Raw genomic sequence first — 17,025 nt, 5'->3', positions numbered from 1 at the left:
ATGCAATTGACGGTGCTCGGGTGTTCGGGCAGTGCGCCGGGGCCTGATCTGCCCACCTCCGGGTACCTGGTCGAGGCGGGCGGCGTCCGGATCGTGGTGGAGCTCGGCAGTGGCGTGTTCGGCGCGCTGATGCGGCACTGCGACCCGTTCGACCTCGACGCCGTGCTGCTGTCGCACCTGCACCTCGACCACTGCGCCGACTTCAGCTCGCTGACCGTCTACCGGCGCGAGCACCCCGAGCCGCCCTATGACGTCACCGAGCGCCGGCTGCGGGTGTTCGCGCCGTCGCACGCGCCGTCCCGCCTCGCCGCCGCGCACGCCGCCGACCGCGCGTCGTTGGCGAGGACGGACTTGACGGAGGAGTTCGACTTCGTGCCGCTCGCGCCCGGTCGGTACGCGGTGGGTCCGGTCGAGGTCGAGGTGGCCGCCGTGCGGCACATCTGCGAGGCCTACGGGTTCCGCATCTCGTACGAGGGGGTGTCGCTGGTGTTCTCGGGCGACACGGTGCCGTGCCCGGACCTGGTGCGGCTGGCCCGGGGCGCCGACCTGCTGCTGGCCGACTCGGCGTGGCGGACGCAGGCGGGACGTGCCAACTACCTGCACATGAGCGGCCGGGAAGCGGGCGAGGTGGCCGCCGCCGCCGGCGTCCGGCGCCTGGTCCTCACGCACGTGCTCCCGTGGTCCGACCGCGAGGGGGTCCTGGCGGACGCGGCCGAGGTGTTCCCCGGCCCGGTCTCCCTGGCCACCCCCGGCGCCACCTACCCCCTAACCCCGTGAGTCCTACGTTCAGAACGCGTGAGTCCTACGTTCGGAACCCCCGAATTCAACGCTCAGAACGGCCGGCCGGCCCGCGAACGGAACGGGCGGCCTGAGAGCGGAACGGGCGGCCTGAGAGCGGAACGGGCGGCCTGAGAGCGGAACGGGCGGTCAGCCCGCGAACGCCGGGGACGGCAGGCCTTCGCCCACGCCCGGCAGCACCAGCACCGACCCGGCCAACTCGCTCAACGCGCCCTCGCTCAGTCCGACCCGGGCCGTCGTCACGTAGAGGTCGGTGAAGTCCGGTCCGCCGAAGCAGCACGCCGTCGGCTGGCCGACCGGGAGTTCGACCTCCAGGTCCAGCGCGCCGTCCGGCGTGTACCGGTGCACCGCCGCCCCGCCCCACAACGCGACCCAGATCGCGCCGGACGCGTCCACGGTGAGGCCGTCGGGCAGCCCGCGGTGCACCTCGGCCAGCGGACGGCGGTTCGTCGCCTCGCCGGACTCCGCGTCGAAGTCCAGGACGTCGACGCGGCGTTCCGCGGAGTCGATGTAGTACATGCGCGTGCCGTCGGGGCTCCAGCCGATGCCGTTGCTGACGCCCACCTTGTCCAGCACGACCTTCGCGTCACCGGTGGGCTTCACCCGCGCGAGCCAGCCGTCCGGCGCCTCGTCGTAGCGCATCGTGCCCGCCCACAACCGCCCCGCCGGGTCGACCGCGGCGTCGTTGCCCCGCACGCCGTCCCGGGCCCAGTACACGAGCCACGTCTTGGCGCCGTCCCGGTCGATCAGGGCCACGCCGTCACGCAGGTTGACCACCAGGCCGCCGGCGGTCCGGGGCTTCGCCGCGCCGACGTGCTGCGGCATCTCCAGGACCGCGTCGTCGTCGCGCCACGGGCTGTAGCGGTGCACCTCGCTGCCGAGGACGTCCACCCAGAGGAGCGTTCCGCTGGCGTGGTCCCACGTGGGGGCCTCGCCCAGCGCCGCTTCGGCCCGCACTGCGACTTCGATCGACACCGGCACAGCCTACGGTCACCCGTGCAGCCCCCACCCCAATACCGCAAGCCCCCCGACGGCGCACGTCGAGTCGCCCACCCGTGCACCACCAACCCGGCGCTCGCACTCGTCCGATCGCGATCGTCGGACGCGTAGCCTGGATCACGTGGACCCCAGCGGCGCTTTCCCATCACCACCCGATCCGGTGGTCGCTGCGCCCGGACGGGTGAAGTCGCCGGCAAAGCGCGTCGTGCCGCCCAAACCGGTGCTGTCGGCCGTGGTCGTGCTGGGTTTCGTCGGCCTGCTCTACGTGGTCGAGGCCATCGACACGGTGCTCGGCGGCACGCTGAACGACGACGGCGTGATCCCGCGCGACTTCGACCAGTGGGACAACATCCTCTGGTACCCGGTGCTGCACGGCGACTGGACCCACCTCACCGGCAACGCGGTGCCGCTGATGGTCCTCGCCTACCTGGCCACGTCCGGCGGCATCAAGCAGTTCTTCCAGGTCACCGCCGTCATCTGGCTCTGCGGGGGCCTCGGCGTGTGGATCTTCGGCTCGTACGGCAGCCACATCGGCGCGTCCGGCCTGGTGTTCGGCTTCCTGATGTTCCTGCTGGTGCGCGGTGTGTTCGCGCGCAGCGCGCTCCAGATCGTGCTGGCCGTGGTGGTCTTCGCGATGTACGGCGCGGCGCTGTGGGGCGTGCTGCCCGGCCAACCCGGCATCTCCTGGGAAGGTCACCTGTTCGGCGCGCTCGGCGGCGTGCTCGCGGCCTGGGGTGTCGCCCGGGATGCCAGGAAGGGCGCCCCGACTACGCTCGACGCGTGACCGTCACCGCCGATTCGCCCATCGGGATCTTCGACTCCGGAGTCGGCGGGTTGACCGTCGCACGGGCGATCATGGACCAGCTGCCCGGCGAACGCATCCGCTACGTCGGTGACACGGCCAACTGCCCGTACGGCCCGCTGCCCATCGCGCAGGCGCGGAAGCTCGCCCTCGAAGTCACCGACCGGCTCGTCGCCGACGGCGCGAAGCTGCTGGTCATCGCGTGCAACACCGCCTCCGCGGCGTGCCTGCGCGACGCGCGGGAGCGTTACGACATCCCGGTGGTCGAGGTCGTGCTGCCGGCCGTGCGCCGTGCGGTCGCCACCACCCGGACCGGCAAGGTCGGCGTCATCGGCACGCTGGGCACCGTCACGTCCGGCGCGTACCAGGACGCGTTCGCCGCCGCGCGCGACATCGAGGTCACCGCGGTCGCGTGCCCCAGGTTCGTGGACTTCGTGGAACGCGGCACCACGTCCGGCCGCCAAGTGCTGGGCATGGCGCAGGCCTACCTGGAACCGTTGCAGCGCGCCGGGGTCGACACGCTCGTCCTCGGCTGCACGCACTACCCGTTGCTGACCGGTGTCCTCCAGATCGTGATGGGTGACGGCGTGACGCTCGTCTCCAGCGCCGAGGAGACCGTGAAGGACGTTGTGCGGGTGCTGACGGAGCGTGACCTGTTCCGCGACGGTGCCCCTGATCAGCGGTTCGGCTGTACCGGATCGGTGGAGCAGTTCGGTCGGCTGGCCCGCCGGTTCCTGCCCGGACTGGAGAACGCGACCTTTCACGCCCACGGTTGACCTGGCACGCTCCACGGGTGCTGTTGACCATCCTCGGCTGCTCGGGCAGCCTGCCGGGACCGCACGGGCCCGCATCCGGCTACCTCGTCGAGGCGGATGGCTGCCGGCTCGCGATCGAACTGGGAAGCGGTGTGCTGGCCGCGTTGCAAGCGCACCACGACCTGTTCTCGTTGGACGGCTTGCTGTTCTCCCACCTGCACCCGGACCACTGCAGCGACTTCACCACCCTCGCCGTCACCCGCCGCTACCACACCCACCCGCCCTACGACCCGCGTGAACACCGACTGCCGGTGCACGGGCCGTCCGAGTCCGCCGACAGGTTCGCCCGCGCGTACGCGGAGACGGCCGACGAATTCCTCACCACCGACCTGTCCGACGTGTTCGAGTTCCACTCCCTCCAGGAGGACGTGGTGACCACGATCGGGCCGTTCGAGATCACCGCCGTGCGGGTCGACCACCCGACGGAGGCGTACGGGTTCCGCATCGCCACCAAGACCGCGACGCTGGCGTACACGGGCGACACGGGGCCGTGCGACGCGTTGCTCGGCCTTGCCGAAGGGGTGGACGTGCTGCTGTCGGAGGCGACGTGGACGCACGCCGACGACCGGCCGCCCGGCAGGCACCTGTCGGGCGTGCAGGCGGGTCGGCTGGCGGCGGACGCGGGTGTCGGGCGGCTGCTGCTGACGCACATCGCGCCGTGGACCGATCGGGACGCCGTGCTGGCCGAGGCGCGCGGGCGGTTCACCGGGCCGGTCGACGTGGTCGCCGCGGGTGACAGGTACGCGGTTGACGAGCCGGTGGTCCGGGTAATCGGCGGCCATGGCAACTGATGTCGTCGAATTGATCCTGGCGGACCACCGCAGGTTCGAGGAACTGTTCCGCTCGCTGCGAGACCGGGAGTCCGACCGGTCGACGTTGTTGGCGGAGTTGGCGGCGCTGCTCGTGGCGCACGCCGAGGCGGAGGAAGCGGAGGTGTACCCGGCGCTCAAGCGGTACAAGGAGGTCGACAACCACGAGGTCGACCACGGTGCCGAGGAGCACGCGGAGGGGCACCAGGCGCTGCTGGCGTTGATGGAGGTCGGCGACACGCAGTCCGAGGAGTGGGAGAGCAAGCTGGAGGAACTGGTCCAGGCGCTCAACCACCACGTGGACGAGGAGGAGCGGACCATCCTCAACGACGCCCGGGAGCAGGTGGCCGACGCGCGGCGGGACGAGCTGGGCCGGTTGTTCGTGGAGATCAGGCAGGACCGGTTGGACGACAACTGCGGCGACATCGCCTACGTGCGCAAGGTCGCGGCGGCGACGGAGGACCGGATCGACTAGCGTCGATCGGGTGTCGAACGTCGAGGTGAGGCTGGTCGGTCAGCACGACTTCGTGGCCACGAACGACCGTGGCGCCTCGGTGCGCGTCGGCCGCAAGGGCGCCCCGGGGGCTTTCACGCCGGTCGAGCTGCTGTTGGCGGCTGCTGCCGGCTGTGCGGCCGTGACGGCGGAGACGTTGGTGACGCGCAGGGTCGAGGGTGGCTTGGTGGCCCGTGCGGACGACGTGCGTCCTGAAGGCGCGCACGAGCTGGACGCCGTCCCGATCACGCTCGATTACGACATCTCGCAGCTGGACGCCGCCCAACGTGCCGCCTTGGACGCCGCCGTCCGCCGTGCGATCGACCAGCTCTGCACCGTCACCCGGACCCTCAAGTCCACCCCGCCGACTCCCGTCACCCTCCCCGCGTAACCCACCGCCGCCGCCCACCCCGGCGTGAGTCCTACGTTCCGGTCGCGTGAGTCGTACCTTCAGAACACCCGTGTCCTACGTTCACGACCCCCGAGTTCAACGCTCAGAACAAGATCGACTGTTCTGAGCGTTGAACTCGGGGGTCGTGAACGTAGGACTCACGCGTTCTGAACGTAGGACTCACGGGGCGGGAACGTAGGACTCACGCGGGGGTGGTGGCTACGCCGTCCCAGACGGCGGTGGAGCCGCTGTGGCCGATGCGGACGGTCTGGACGGTGGCGGCGGCGCCGGCGGCGATGACGAGGACGGCGACCACCACCGCGATCCGGCGCCACGTCTTCGGCACGGCAGGGTCGTCGGCCGCAGCGGCGCCCTCGCGGTCGGCCAAGCGGCCCGCGACGAGCATCGCCACCACGACCACGCCGAAGCCCAGCGCGAACGGCAGCAGGTCGTTGCCCAACGACGCGTGCCGCTCGATCAACGGGTTGCCCAGCCCGGCCATCCGCGCGTACAGCTGGTCGCCCGCCCACTGGGCCAGCGGCACCGAGCCGACGCCCAGCAGCGTCACGCCCAGCAGGAGCCACGCGTACCGCCGCCGCCACCGCGGTACCAACGCCAGGGCGGCGGCCCCCGCAGCCGCCAGCGGGAGCAGCACCACCACCGCGTGGACCAGCAGCGGGTGCGCGGGGAGACCGAAGATCGTCACCAGGTCGTCTGCGAGTGCCATGCCTCTCCCTACGCCGGTGGGTTGCTCCGGGGTTCAGCGACATAGGGTAGTGCCGTGCTGAGGACCGATGGCAGGAACGACGACGTACTGCGCGACATCCGGATCACCCGCGGCTTCCAGCAGTGGCCGGCCGGGTCGGTGCTGATCGAGTTCGGCAACACGCGCGTGTTGTGCGCGGCCAGCGTGACGGAAGGCGTGCCGCGGTGGCGCGCGGGCTCCGGTCTCGGCTGGGTGACCGCCGAGTACGCGATGCTGCCGTCGGCGACGCACACCCGCAGCGACCGCGAGTCGGTGAAAGGCCGGATCGGGGGTCGCACGCACGAGATCAGCCGCCTGATCGGGCGATCCTTGCGGGCGTGCATCGACCTGGCCGCGCTGGGCGAGAACACGATCGTGATCGACTGCGACGTGATCCAGGCCGACGGCGGCACCCGGACCGCCGCGATCACCGGCGCGTACGTGGCCCTGGCGGACGCCGTCACGTGGCTCGGCGCGGCGGGCCGGCTCGCCGACCCCCAGCCGCTCTCGTGCGCCGTGTCGGCCGTGTCGGTCGGCGTGGTGGACGGCCGGGTGCGCCTCGACCTCCCGTACGAGGAGGACTCGCGCGCCGAGGTCGACATGAACGTGGTCGCCACCGACGCCGGCACGCTGATCGAGGTGCAGGGCACCGGCGAGGGCGCCACGTTCGCGCGCTCGACGTTGGACAAGATGCTCGACCTGGCGCTGGAGGGCTGCGCGCAGCTCAACCGGATGCAGGCCGAGGCGCTGGCCCTGCCGTACCCCGGCGTGCTGCCCGAGCCGAGGGGGAAGCGGAAGTGAAGCTCCTCCTCGCGTCGCGCAACAAGAAGAAGCTCGGCGAGCTGCGCCGCATCCTGCTGGCCGAGGGGCTGGCCGGGATCGAGGTGCTCGGCCTGGACGACGTGCCGCCGTTCCCGGAGGCGCCGGAGACCGACCCGACGTTCGAGGGCAACGCCCTGGCCAAGGCGCGCGACGCGTTCAACGCCACCGGGCTGCCGTCCGTCGCCGACGACTCGGGCATCGAGATCGACGCGCTGAACGGCATGCCGGGCGTCCTGTCGGCCCGCTGGTCCGGCGTGCACGGCAACGACGTGGCGAACCTCGAGCTGGTGCTGGGCCAACTGCGGGACGTGCCGGACGACCGCCGTGGCGGCGCGTTCGTGTGCACGGCGGCGTTCGTGGCGGGGCCGGGCGTGGAGACCGTGGTGCGCGGCGAGTGGCGCGGCACGATCACCCGCGAGCCGCGCGGCGAGAACGGCTTCGGCTACGACCCGATCTTCCGCCCCGAGGGCCACGACGTGACGTCCGCCGAGCTGACCCCGGACCAGAAGGACGAGGTCTCCCACCGGGGCCGCGCGCTGCGCCTCCTGCTGCCGCACCTGCGCGAACTCGCCGGGTAGAACCGACGACCAGGTAGGACCGACGACCGGGTAGAGCCCGCCGCCGAGCAGCGGCGGGCGACCGGATCAGGCGGGCAGTTCGCGCAGCAGCTTGGCCACGTGGCCGGTCGCGCGGACGTTGTACATGGCCTTCTTGATCTTCCCCTCGGGGTCGACCAGGAACGTCGAGCGAATCACGCCCATGACGGTCTTGCCGTAGTTCTGCTTCTCCCCGAACGCGGCCCACTCGGTCAGCACCTTGCGGTCGACGTCCGACAGCAGCGGGAAGTTCAAGCCCTCCGCGGCGGCGAACTTGGCCAGCTTCCCCGGCTTGTCCGGTGAGATGCCGACGACGTCGTAGCCGGACGACGCCAGGTCGCCGATGCTGTCGCGGAAGTCGCACGCCTGCTTGGTGCAGCCCGGTGTGGCCGCCGCCGGGTAGAAGTAGACGACCACGGAGCGGCCGGCGTAGTCGGAAAGCGAGACGGGCTTGCCCTCGCTGTCGGGCAGCGTGAACGCCGGGGCCTGGTCGCCCGGTGACAGGCGCTTCTGCTCGGTCATGGGCCCAGACGCTACAACCCGGCCGGACGCCACCGGGTCAGGCGGTGCCCTCGAACGTCGCGCTCGGCTCCAGGTTCGCGCCGTTGGGCTCGACCACGAGTTGCAGCCGCACGGGATCGGCGGGCACGGCGAAGGCCAGCGTCAGCACGGTCTCCGCGCCCGGTGCGACCTCGGTCACGGCGGCGGCGATGCCGTTGAGCCCCTGCACGGAGTCGCGCACCTCGGCCACCGGCTCGCCGCCGACCAGCGCGCGCACGACGAGTTGGCTGGTCCGGTAAGCGGTCTTGGTGCCGTTGACGACGGTCAGCGTGAACACCGCGGTGCGCGGTGACTCCGGGAACGACGTGTCGCTCGGCTTGAGCGAGGACGGCGGGGACACGGTCACGGCCATGCCGTTGGCCCACACCCGCTGCGCGCCGAACGCGGTGTAGCCCGACGCGGACGGCGCGTCGCCACCTTGCTCGACCACCGCGGACGGAGGCGTGGGCGTGGAAATGTCGGAGGGGTCCGCACATCCCGCCATTGCCAGGCCGAGGCACACGCCGACGGCCAGTCTGGCGAACTTCACGAACCTCCCCTTCCCGCCCCGGCGGTGGGCTTGACTGCGACTAGCCACCACCATGACGGTGCCGGGGGGTGCCGGGTGACCGATTCAGGGCCTTGATTCGCACCTGGTGCCTGCCTGTGGCCAACCCGTGATGACGCACGGCTGCCCACGTGGGCGGCGCCACACCCGCGGTGCGGCAGCGCCGTCCACGCGGGTTCGGCGGCGGCCGGTGATCGGGCGGGTGGTCCGCCCGGAAGTTGGGGAGCGCGTCGGGGGGCGTGCGCGCTCCATACCGATCATCGCGGTCCGTGCGCCATCCGCTACACCTAGACTTCGGTCTTCACCCGTTCGGCGGAACCCCGAGCGGGTGAACGTCCGGCGATCTCGGCCAGGAGTGCGTACGACCGGAGCCGGTCCGACTGCTCGGCGACCATCGTCGTCACCATCAGCTCATCGGCCCGCGTGTCCTCGAGCAACTGCTCCAGACCCGCCGCGACGGTGGCCGGCGACCCGATGACCTGGGACTCCAGCCGGTCCTCGAAGATCAACCGCTCGACGTCGGTGAACGGGTACTCGGCGGCCTCCTCGTTGGTCGCCAGCGGACCGGGCCGCCCGCTGCGGAGCTTGACGAAAGCGAGCGCGCCCGGACCGGCGATCCACTGCGCGCGCTCGTCGGTGTCCGCCACGATCACCGACGCGCAGACCAGCGCGTACGGCTGCTGAAGACGTTCCGAAGGCCGGAACCGCTCGCGGTACAGGGCCAGCGCGGGCAGCGTGTTCTCCGCGCTGAAGTGGTGCGCGAACGCGAACGGCAGCCCGAGCAGACCGGCGACCTGCGCGCTGTACCCGCTCGACCCGAGCAGGAAGATGTCCGGCTTGTTGCCCTCGGCGGGCATCGCGTTCAGCGCTTCGGTGCCGTTGAAGTACCCGGTCAGCTCGTTGAGCTGCTGCGGGAAGTCGTCAACGGACAGCGGTCCGGCGGTGCGGCGCAGCGCCTGCGCGGTGCGCTGGTCCGTGCCGGGCGCGCGGCCGATGCCCAGGTCGATGCGGCCGGGGTGCAGGGCGGACAGCGTGCCGAACTGCTCGGCGACCACGAGTGGCGGGTGGTTGGGCAGCATCACGCCGCCGGAACCGACCCGCAGCGTGGTGGTCGCGTCGGCGACGTGGCCGATCAGGATCGCGGGGGAGGAGCTGGCGATACCGGGCATGTTGTGGTGCTCGGCCAGCCAGAACCGGGTGAAGTCGAGCTGCTCCACGTGCTGGGCCAGCTCACGCGTGTGCCGCAGGGCCGTGCGCGCGTCCGTCGCCGTGGTGACCGTGGCCAGGTCGAGCGCGGACAGCGGCACATCGCGAAGTCGACTCATGCCCGGGATCAACGCGCGCGGTTCCCGGTGTCTTCCTGGTGTGACCATCGTGACGATCACACCGGGAAGCCCGCCGCGGGTCCGGGTGTTGGTCGGGATATGGACGTGGTCGTGATCGGTGCAGGTCAGGCGGGGTTGTCCGCGGCCTACTTCCTGAAGCGCGCGAACCTCGACCACGTCGTGCTGGACGCCGACGCCGGGCCGGGCGGCGCGTGGCGGCACCGCTGGCCGACGTTGCGGATGGCCACCGTGCACGGCATCCACGACCTGCCCGGCATGCCGTTCGCCGAACCGGACCCGACCGCGCCGGCCAACGAGGTGCTGCCCGCGTACTTCGCCGACTTCGAACGCCGCAACGGCATCGAGGTGGAGCGGCCAGTGCGCGTGCACGCCGTCCGTGACCATGGCGGACTGCTGCGGGTCGAGACCGACCGCGGCGTCTGGGAGACGAAGGCGCTGGTGAACGCGACCGGCACGTGGACGCGCCCGTTCTGGCCCCGCTACCCCGGCCAGGAGCTGTTCCGGGGCCGCCAACTGCACTCGTCGCAGTACCGGGGGCCGGAGGAGTTCGCGGGGCAGCACGTGGTCGTGGTCGGCGGCGGCACGTCGGCGGTCCAGCAGCTGCTGGAGATCGCCCGGCACGCCACCACGACGTGGGTGACCCGCCGCGAGCCGGAGTTCTCCGACGAGCCGTTCACGCCGGAACTCGGCCGGGCCGTGGTCGCCGCGGTCGAGGAACGCGTCCGCCAGGGCCTGCCGCCCCGCAGCGTGGTCAGCGTGACGGGCCTGAGCCTCACACCGGCCGTGCGCGAAGCCCTCAGGACCGGCGTGCTCGACCGCCGGCCGGTGTTCGAGCGGATCACCGAGGACGGCGTGGTCTGGCCGGACGGCACGCACGAGCGGGCCGACGTGATCATCTGGGCGACCGGGTTCCGCGCCGCGCTCGACCACCTGGCGCCGCTGCGCCTGCGCACGTCCGGCGGCGGCATCCGGCTCGACGGCACCAGGGTCGTCGCCGACCCGCGCGTGCACCTCGTCGGCTACGGCCCGTCGGCCAGCACGGTCGGCGCGACGCGCGCGGGACGTGCGGCGGCGAAGGAGATCCGGGAGTCGCTGTCCCGCCGCGAAGCCGCCTGACGATCACCCGACCCCGACTAACCTCGATCAGGTGAGAAGGGGGCTGCGCGTCGTCGCCGGGCTGGTGCTCGGCTTCCTGTCGGCGCTGCTCGACCTGCTCGTCGTGGCGTTCGCCCGGAACGCGGCCGTGGCGGTCGCCGGGCTGGAACGCCGCCGGCTGCGGTGGTTCCTCGACCTGGACGGCGCCGAGCCGACCAGGGCGCAGGCGGTGCGCTACCTGGCCGTCCGCGCGCCGGTCGGCCTGTTCGGCGGGTTCGTGCTGGCCTGGCTGTTCTACGGGCTGGCCATGGGCGCGGTGGTCGCGCACCGGCTGGTGGTCGGCGGACCCGGCAGCGGCCTGGACCTCTCCGACGACTGGACGGACTTCGCGTGGACCGGGCTGATCGGCACGGTCCTGCTCTACATCGAGGTCCAGGGCATCATCGGGGTGGTCGCGCTGGAGGCGAAGGTCGCCCGTCGGTGGCTCGGCCCGAGCGAAGCCGAGCTGCTGCGCCTGCGCATCGACGAGTTGGCGGCGAGCCGGGCGGGCATCGTGGCGGCGGTGGACGCCGAGCGGCGCCGGATCGAGCGCGACCTGCACGACGGCGTGCAGCAGCGGCTGGTCGCGCTGGGCATGCTGCTCGGCCGGGCCCGCCGCAACCCGGAGCACGCCGACGACCTGCTGGTCCAGGCGCACGAGGAGTCCCGGCACGTGCTGGAGGACCTGCGCGAGGTCGCCTGGCGGGTGTACCCGACGGCGTTGGACTCGTTGGGCTTGGCGGACGCGCTGGAGGCGGTGGCGGACCGGTCCGCGATCCCGGTGCGCATCCGGTGCGCGCCGCTCGACGCGCCGCCGCGGGTGGAGACGGCGGTGTACTTCGTGATCTGCGAGGCGGTCACGAACGCGGCCAAGCACTCGGGTGCGACGATGATCGACGTGGACATCACCGGGCACGGCGGGGCGGTGCGCGTGCGCATCGCGGACGACGGCGTCGGGGGAGCGGACCCGGCGGGCGGCGGGCTGGCCGGCCTGTCGCGGCGGGTGCTCGCGCTCGACGGCGCGTTCGACGTGAGCAGCCCGGTCGGCGGCCCGACGGTGATCACCGCGGAGGTGCCGTGCGGGTGATCCTGGCCGAGGACTCGACGTTGCTGCGCGAGGGCCTGGTGCGGCTGCTGGTCGAGGAGGGCCACGACGTGGTGGCGGCCGTGGGAGACGCGGAAGCCCTGCTCGGCGCGGTGGCGGCGCACCTGCCGGACGTGGTGGTGACCGACGTGCGGATGCCGCCGACGAACTCCGACGAGGGCATGAAGGCCGCGCTGGAGATCCGCCGGCGGTTCCCGGGGGTCGGCGTGCTGGTGCTGTCGCAGTACGTCGAGCAGCGCTACGCCGTCGACCTGCTCACCGAGCACACCGACGGCGTGGGCTACCTGCTGAAGGACCGGGTGGTCCAGGTGGAGGAGTTCCTGGACGCGCTGCGCCGGGTCGGGAACGGCGACGTCGCGTTCGACCCCGAGGTGGTGCGGCGGCTGCTGGCCCGCACCACCCACCCGCTGGACGTGCTGACCGAGCGGGAACGCCAGGTGCTGGCGCACATGGCCGAGGGGCACACGAACAACGCGATCGCCGCGCGCCTCCACGTGTCGCGCAGCGCGGTGGAGAAGCACATCAACTCGATCTTCGACAAGCTCCGGCTGTCCGATGTGGACGGTTACAGCCGGCGGGTGCTGGCGATCCTGCGCTACTTGCGCGCCTGAGAGTTCTTCCGCCGGCTGAGCCGTGACGCGATGAAGAAGCCGGCGGCCAGCACCACGAGGCCGAGCACGACCTTCCCCGCGATGCCCAGGTACTGCTCGACGACGTGGTAGTTCTCGCCCAGGACGTAGCCGGCGACGATGAGGGCGGTGTTCCAGATGAGGCTGCCCGCCGCCGTGAGCAGCACGAAAGCCGGCAGCGCCATGCGTTCCACGCCCGCGGGGATGGAGATGAGGCTGCGGAAGATCGGCACCATCCGGCCGAAGAACACGGTCGCCTTGCCGTGCCGCGCGAACCACTCCTCGGTCTTGTCCACATCGGACAGCTTCATCAGCGGCATCCGCCGGGCGATCGCCCGCATCCGGTCGCGGCCGAGCAGCGCGCCGAGGTAGTAGAGCGACAGCGCGCCGGCGACCGACCCGACGGTGGTCCAGATGATCGCGGCGACGAGGCTCATCTTGCCCTGGCTCGCGGTGAAGCCGGCGAGCGGCAGGAACAGCTCACTGGGCAGTGGTGGGAACAGGTTCTCCAGGGCGATCGCGATCCCGGCGCCGGGCGCGCCGAGCGATTCCATCAGGTTGGTCAGCCACGAGACGACATCCATGATCGTGAAGTTACGAACGCGCCGACGTCCCCGCCATGAAGCCGGCCGCACGACCGGGTGTGGAAAACCCCAGTGTCAGCGTCCGGCGTGCTCCGCCAAGCCCTTGGCGTACCGCGTGATCACGGCTTGGAGCACCAAGCGGTAGAGCCAACCGGTACCGCGCGCCTCCGGTTCGAACGAGGAGTGCCAGCGGATCGCCGTGCCCTCCCCGTCCGGCGTGAGGTCGATGAACGCGCGGTAGTCGCGAATGGCGAGACCCGACAGCAGGACGTAGCCCACCCGTCGGTTCGGCGTCAGTTCGACGACCTCCTCCCTCGTGAGCGCCTTGCGGCCTTTGTTGTGGAATACCCGGACCTCGCCGACCCCATGCGCGTCACCCGCGCGTTCCCGCTCGTACCGCACCACCGGTGACCACTCGGGCCAGGTGGAACTGTCCGCTGCCAGGCGGTAAACGCGATCCGGGGGTGCGGTGCTGCGCACGTGGACGTCCACTGTCTGAACCATGCGGTACATGTACCATCCGGTACATGCCGGAACAAGAGGCTCCGCGGGAACGGCTCCTCGGCGCCGTGGTCGACCACATGGCCGAACACGGCCTGACCGACGTGAGCCTGCGCCGCCTGGCCGAGGCCGTCGGCACCAGCCACCGGATGCTGATCTACCACTTCGGCTCGATGGAAGGCCTCCTGGTGGAGGTCGTGCGGGCGGTCGAGGCGAAGCAGCGGGCCGTGCTCGCGTCCCTCCTGCCGACCGACAGCCCGGCGGACGCCGCGCGCGAGTTCTGGCGCGTCCTGACGGACCCCGCCCTGCGTGCCCACGAACGCCTGTTCTTCGAGCTCTACGCCCAGGCCGTCCAAGGCCGACCGGGCACCACCCCGCTGCTGGACGGCATCGTCACGGACTGGCTGGAACCGCTGGCCGCCGTGGAACGCGCCAACGGCCACCCGCCGGACGTCGCCGCCGCCCGAGCCCGCCTCGGCCTGGCGGTGGCCCGCGGCCTCCTCCTGGACCTGGTCGCCACCGACGACGAACCCGCCGTCACCGCCGCCATGGACCACTTCACCACCCTCATGCACCCGTGAGTCCTACGTTCAGAACCCGTGAGTCCTACGTTCAGGACACCCGAGTCCTACGTTCGGAACCCATGAGTTCAACGCTCAGAACACGTGAGCGTTCCGCGCGGGCACCCCGACCCCGTCGATCGGGGCGGCACTAGGATCGGTCGACGTGAAGCGGATCCCGGTGATCGTGGTCGCGGGGTTCCTCGGCTCCGGCAAGACCACGCTGCTCAACCACCTGCTCGGCGGCAGTCGCGGCACCCGGATCGGCGTGGTGGTCAACGACTTCGGCGCGATCGGCATCGACGCGATGAGCGTGGCCGGGCAGGTCGACTCCACGGTCTCGCTGAGCAACGGCTGCCTGTGCTGCGCGGTCGACGTCAGCGAACTCGACGACATGCTGGCCAAGCTCGACTCGCTGGTGGACGTCATCGTGATCGAGGCCAGCGGCCTGGCCGAACCGCAGGCGATGACGCGGATGCTGCTCGCGAGCCAGAACCCGCGCCTGGTCTACGGCGGCCTGGTGCTCCTGGTCGACGCGGCCGAGTTCCCCGACGACCTGGCCCGGCACCTTCGCGTGGCGGACCTGGTGGTGCTGAACAAGGCCGACCGCGTCGCCGACCCGGCCGCGCTGGCCTCGGAGATCGACCGGCTCAAGCCCGGCGTGCCCGTCCTGCTGTCGTCGTTCGGGCGCGTCGACCCGGCCCTGCTGTTCGACCCACGGCCACGGGAGCGGTACGGCCAGCTGTCGTTCGAGGACCTGCTGGACGAAGAGCACGATCACGTGCACTACGACAGCATCGAGTTCACCGCCGACGAAGCGATGAACCCGGTCCGGCTCATGGCGTTCCTCGACGCCCGGCCGAAGGGCCTGTACCGGATCAAGGGCTTCGTCCGGTTCGACGTGCCGGGGTACCGCCAGCGGTTCGGCCTGCACACGGTCGGCGCGTTCCTGCGGTTCGAACGCTCGGCGTGGCCGGGCCCGCGGCGCACCGAACTGGTGCTCATCGGCACGGGCCTGGACGTCGCCGCGATCCGCGCCGGACTCGCCTCGTGCGTCGAACCGGACCCGTCCGCGGTCGACCCGCAGTCGATGCTGGAAGTCCTGCGCTACACCGCGTGAACGAACGCGAAGCGGCCCCCGGCGCCGGAACGCCGAGGGCCGCGGGTCACGCGTGGGCTCGGAGAGACTCGAACTCTCACTGGCACGGACCTAAACCGTGTGCCTCTGCCAATTGGGCTACGAGCCCGACCCCGCAAGCTTATCCGGACCTTTCGACGGCCCGGTGCCGAGGGACGCGCCACCCCTCCCACCCGAATCGAAACGCCGTTGCGGAGGCATCGTCCGGCCGGTCCCGTCAACGGCGCCCGGACGCCTCAACTACGGTTGTGGCCAGACCGCAGCTAGGAGGAGATGTGGCCCGCGATCCCGACACCATCCAGCGCGAGATCGAGCAGGCTCGCGACGCGCTGGCCGTGACCCTGGACGAGCTGGGGACCAGGGCGAATCCCCAGCGCTTCGTCGAGTCCGGCAAGGAGAGCGTGCGCGCGAAGCTCGACGAACCCAAGATCCGGTACTCGCTGATCGCGGTGGCCGTGCTCGTCGGGTTCGCCTTGCTGCGCAAGCTGTTCCGGTGACCTACTGCCCCTCGGCGACGAGGGGCAGTAGCACCTGGTCGACCACGCGGTCCACGAACGGCAGGTCAAGTGGGTCGCCGGTGAGCATCAACCGGTAGATCAGAGCCGCGCCCGCGATCTCGACCGCCATGCCGCGCGGTGCGTCCGCGCGCAGCTCACCGCGTTCCGCGGCACGTTCGAGGATGCGGCGCAGCACGTCGCGCTGGGCGATCAGGAACGTGTCGCGGAACGCCGTGGCCAGCTCCGGCTCGTGCGGCAGCTCGCCGACCAAGGCCTGTGCCGCCTTGCCGATCGGGCCGGACAGGAACGCGGCGAACGCGCTCAGGAACTCACGCAGGTCGCCGGCCAACGAGCCGGTGTCCGGCTCGGCCAGGTTCTGCTGCGCGAGCTGGGTGCACGTGTCGATCACGAGGTCGAGCTTGGACTCCCACCGCCGGTAGATCGTCGCCTTGCCCGCACGGGCGCGCGCCGCGACGGCGTCCATGGTGAGTGCCCGGTAGCCCACTTCGGCCATCACCTCCAGTGCGGCCTGTCGCAGCGCGTCGTCCCGGCTGGCGTCTCTCGGTCTGCCCCGCTGCGGGGTCCGTGCGGCCCCGCTGTACACCGGTGTGGCCATGTCTGTGCTCCCGTCGCCTTTGGCCGGACATCCTAGGCCGGAGCGTCCGGCGTCAAGCCTCGATCACCTGCTCATGAGCAGTGCTCGCTTCGGATTCACCCGCCGGCGCCGGTGGGGTCAGCCCCGCGCGGGTGTGCAGGTACGCCACCGAGAACGCGAACGCGTCGCCGTCCAGCATGTGCACGACGGCCCGGTTCGTCCGTCCGGTCGCGATCTCGTCCACCAGCTGGTCCGCCGCGAGCCTGGCCGCGATCAGGCCCGGCGCGGTCGCGTCGAGTTCCTTCCCGTCGGCACGCACGGCGACCGCCCAGTCGTCGCCCTCGCGTCGGTAGTTCGCAGTGATGGTGAGCTTGGACATGCCTTGCCTTCCGATTGGTCTTGGGGCCTATCTGACCTGCGTTTCGGCTTCGCCGCGTCTTGTGTCCCTCTATCGAGTGAATGAGCACCCGCAGCTGACGCTTTCGTCGGCTTTGCCGCCTGTTCGTCACGCGAACGGTTGACCCACGAAAGATATGCACACTGTGTGCACGTTCAGTG

Annotated in this window: 23 protein-coding genes and 1 tRNA gene; 14 read left to right on the top strand and 10 right to left on the bottom strand. The window is 71.4% G+C overall.

Translation table 11 applies throughout. The features are described 5' to 3' along the window. Positions 1–777, top strand: a complete 777-nt coding sequence (locus OQ02_RS12090; RefSeq protein WP_033438442.1) for an MBL fold metallo-hydrolase — start codon at positions 1–3, stop codon at positions 775–777. 150 nt (positions 778–927) lie between these two features. Here the strand turns inward: OQ02_RS12090 and OQ02_RS12085 are convergent, their stop codons facing one another. Beyond that, complete coding sequence (locus tag OQ02_RS12085; RefSeq protein ID WP_331281532.1) at positions 928–1,773, bottom strand: SMP-30/gluconolactonase/LRE family protein; 846 nt, start codon at positions 1,771–1,773, stop codon at positions 928–930. 205 nt (positions 1,774–1,978) lie between these two features. Here OQ02_RS12085 and OQ02_RS12080 point away from each other — a divergent pair, with 205 nt between their 5' ends. From OQ02_RS12080 to OQ02_RS12060, 5 genes are read left to right on the top strand one after another with little or no spacing between them, the layout of a single operon-like run. Continuing rightward, entirely contained in the window at positions 1,979–2,581 is a 603-nt protein-coding gene (locus OQ02_RS12080; RefSeq protein ID WP_231499978.1) for a rhomboid family intramembrane serine protease, read from the top strand. Then, positions 2,578–3,375 carry a glutamate racemase gene (gene murI, locus OQ02_RS12075; RefSeq protein WP_033438439.1) on the top strand — a complete coding sequence of 266 codons (798 nt, stop codon included), beginning with the start codon at positions 2,578–2,580 and terminating at the stop codon, positions 3,373–3,375. The genes OQ02_RS12080 and murI overlap by 4 nt, the downstream gene beginning before the upstream one ends. Before the next feature lie 17 nt (positions 3,376–3,392). Continuing rightward, positions 3,393–4,205 (top strand): MBL fold metallo-hydrolase, encoded by an 813-nt coding sequence (locus OQ02_RS12070; protein ID WP_033438438.1) that lies wholly within the window; start codon positions 3,393–3,395, stop codon positions 4,203–4,205. Next, entirely contained in the window at positions 4,195–4,698 is a 504-nt protein-coding gene (locus tag OQ02_RS12065) for a hemerythrin domain-containing protein (RefSeq protein ID WP_033438437.1), read from the top strand. The genes OQ02_RS12070 and OQ02_RS12065 overlap by 11 nt, the downstream gene beginning before the upstream one ends. A 10-nt stretch (positions 4,699–4,708) precedes the next feature. Beyond that, entirely contained in the window at positions 4,709–5,107 is a 399-nt protein-coding gene (locus tag OQ02_RS12060; protein WP_033438436.1) for an OsmC family protein, read from the top strand. A gap of 202 nt (positions 5,108–5,309) precedes the next feature. Here the strand turns inward: OQ02_RS12060 and OQ02_RS12055 are convergent, their stop codons facing one another. Beyond that, positions 5,310–5,834: a DUF2231 domain-containing protein gene (locus tag OQ02_RS12055; protein ID WP_033438435.1), complete on the bottom strand. Its 525-nt coding sequence runs from the start codon at positions 5,832–5,834 to the stop codon at positions 5,310–5,312. A gap of 54 nt (positions 5,835–5,888) precedes the next feature. On the opposite strand from OQ02_RS12055, the gene rph reads away from it, so the two are divergent. Together rph and rdgB are read left to right on the top strand one after the other, a co-directional pair. Next, positions 5,889–6,653 carry a ribonuclease PH gene (rph, locus tag OQ02_RS12050; protein ID WP_033438434.1) on the top strand — a complete coding sequence of 255 codons (765 nt, stop codon included), beginning with the start codon at positions 5,889–5,891 and terminating at the stop codon, positions 6,651–6,653. Further along, positions 6,650–7,252: an RdgB/HAM1 family non-canonical purine NTP pyrophosphatase gene (rdgB, locus tag OQ02_RS12045; RefSeq protein ID WP_033438433.1), complete on the top strand. Its 603-nt coding sequence runs from the start codon at positions 6,650–6,652 to the stop codon at positions 7,250–7,252. Before rph ends, rdgB begins: the two co-directional genes overlap by 4 nt. Before the next feature lie 66 nt (positions 7,253–7,318). Here the strand turns inward: rdgB and bcp are convergent, their stop codons facing one another. The 3 genes from bcp to OQ02_RS12030 form a co-directional block, all read right to left on the bottom strand. Next, positions 7,319–7,792, bottom strand: coding sequence for a thioredoxin-dependent thiol peroxidase (bcp, locus tag OQ02_RS12040; protein WP_033438432.1), 474 nt, complete (start codon positions 7,790–7,792; stop codon positions 7,319–7,321). 37 nt (positions 7,793–7,829) lie between these two features. Beyond that, positions 7,830–8,360: a hypothetical protein gene (locus OQ02_RS12035; RefSeq protein WP_033438431.1), complete on the bottom strand. Its 531-nt coding sequence runs from the start codon at positions 8,358–8,360 to the stop codon at positions 7,830–7,832. A gap of 305 nt (positions 8,361–8,665) precedes the next feature. Beyond that, positions 8,666–9,703, bottom strand: coding sequence for an LLM class flavin-dependent oxidoreductase (locus OQ02_RS12030; protein WP_033438430.1), 1,038 nt, complete (start codon positions 9,701–9,703; stop codon positions 8,666–8,668). 99 nt (positions 9,704–9,802) lie between these two features. On the opposite strand from OQ02_RS12030, the gene OQ02_RS12025 reads away from it, so the two are divergent. The 3 genes from OQ02_RS12025 to OQ02_RS12015 are packed head-to-tail and all read left to right on the top strand — an operon-like array spanning position 9,803 to position 12,574. Next, a complete protein-coding gene (locus OQ02_RS12025) occupies positions 9,803–10,840 on the top strand; it encodes an FAD-dependent oxidoreductase (RefSeq protein ID WP_033438429.1) in 1,038 nt (345 codons plus the stop codon). Between the two features lie 31 nt (positions 10,841–10,871). Further along, positions 10,872–11,945, top strand: coding sequence for a sensor histidine kinase (locus OQ02_RS12020; RefSeq protein WP_033438428.1), 1,074 nt, complete (start codon positions 10,872–10,874; stop codon positions 11,943–11,945). Further along, positions 11,936–12,574: a response regulator transcription factor gene (locus tag OQ02_RS12015; protein WP_033438427.1), complete on the top strand. Its 639-nt coding sequence runs from the start codon at positions 11,936–11,938 to the stop codon at positions 12,572–12,574. The genes OQ02_RS12020 and OQ02_RS12015 overlap by 10 nt, the downstream gene beginning before the upstream one ends. On the opposite strand, the gene OQ02_RS12010 is transcribed toward OQ02_RS12015, so the two are convergent. Both OQ02_RS12010 and OQ02_RS12005 read right to left on the bottom strand, forming a co-directional pair. Then, positions 12,559–13,176 (bottom strand): DedA family protein, encoded by a 618-nt coding sequence (locus tag OQ02_RS12010; protein ID WP_033438426.1) that lies wholly within the window; start codon positions 13,174–13,176, stop codon positions 12,559–12,561. The two genes, OQ02_RS12015 and OQ02_RS12010, sit on opposite strands and share 16 nt — an antisense overlap. A gap of 75 nt (positions 13,177–13,251) precedes the next feature. Beyond that, entirely contained in the window at positions 13,252–13,680 is a 429-nt protein-coding gene (locus OQ02_RS12005; RefSeq protein ID WP_033438527.1) for an SRPBCC family protein, read from the bottom strand. 23 nt (positions 13,681–13,703) lie between these two features. Here OQ02_RS12005 and OQ02_RS12000 point away from each other — a divergent pair, with 23 nt between their 5' ends. Together OQ02_RS12000 and OQ02_RS11995 are read left to right on the top strand one after the other, a co-directional pair. After that, positions 13,704–14,258 (top strand): TetR/AcrR family transcriptional regulator, encoded by a 555-nt coding sequence (locus tag OQ02_RS12000; protein ID WP_033438425.1) that lies wholly within the window; start codon positions 13,704–13,706, stop codon positions 14,256–14,258. Positions 14,259–14,403: 145 nt separating this feature from the next. After that, positions 14,404–15,357, top strand: a complete 954-nt coding sequence (locus OQ02_RS11995) for a CobW family GTP-binding protein (RefSeq protein WP_033438424.1) — start codon at positions 14,404–14,406, stop codon at positions 15,355–15,357. 53 nt (positions 15,358–15,410) lie between these two features. Here OQ02_RS11995 and OQ02_RS11990 read toward each other — a convergent pair. Continuing rightward, positions 15,411–15,484: transfer RNA gene (locus tag OQ02_RS11990), tRNA-Leu, on the bottom strand. Positions 15,485–15,650: 166 nt separating this feature from the next. Here OQ02_RS11990 and OQ02_RS11985 point away from each other — a divergent pair. Next, on the top strand, positions 15,651–15,872 hold the full coding sequence (locus OQ02_RS11985) for a DUF3618 domain-containing protein (protein ID WP_033438423.1): 222 nt from the start codon (positions 15,651–15,653) through the stop codon (positions 15,870–15,872). Position 15,873: 1 nt separating this feature from the next. Here the strand turns inward: OQ02_RS11985 and OQ02_RS11980 are convergent, their stop codons facing one another. Together OQ02_RS11980 and OQ02_RS11975 are read right to left on the bottom strand one after the other, a co-directional pair. Beyond that, a complete protein-coding gene (locus tag OQ02_RS11980; protein ID WP_033438422.1) occupies positions 15,874–16,488 on the bottom strand; it encodes a TetR/AcrR family transcriptional regulator in 615 nt (204 codons plus the stop codon). A 52-nt stretch (positions 16,489–16,540) separates the two neighbouring features. Continuing rightward, positions 16,541–16,846 (bottom strand): hypothetical protein, encoded by a 306-nt coding sequence (locus OQ02_RS11975; protein ID WP_033438421.1) that lies wholly within the window; start codon positions 16,844–16,846, stop codon positions 16,541–16,543. Positions 16,847–17,025 lie beyond the last annotated feature (179 nt).

The organism is Saccharothrix sp. NRRL B-16314 (genome assembly GCF_000716595.1).
In the GTDB taxonomy this organism is placed as follows: Bacteria; Actinomycetota; Actinomycetes; order Mycobacteriales; family Pseudonocardiaceae; genus Actinosynnema.
This window is presented reverse-complemented; position numbering and strand designations above follow the sequence as displayed.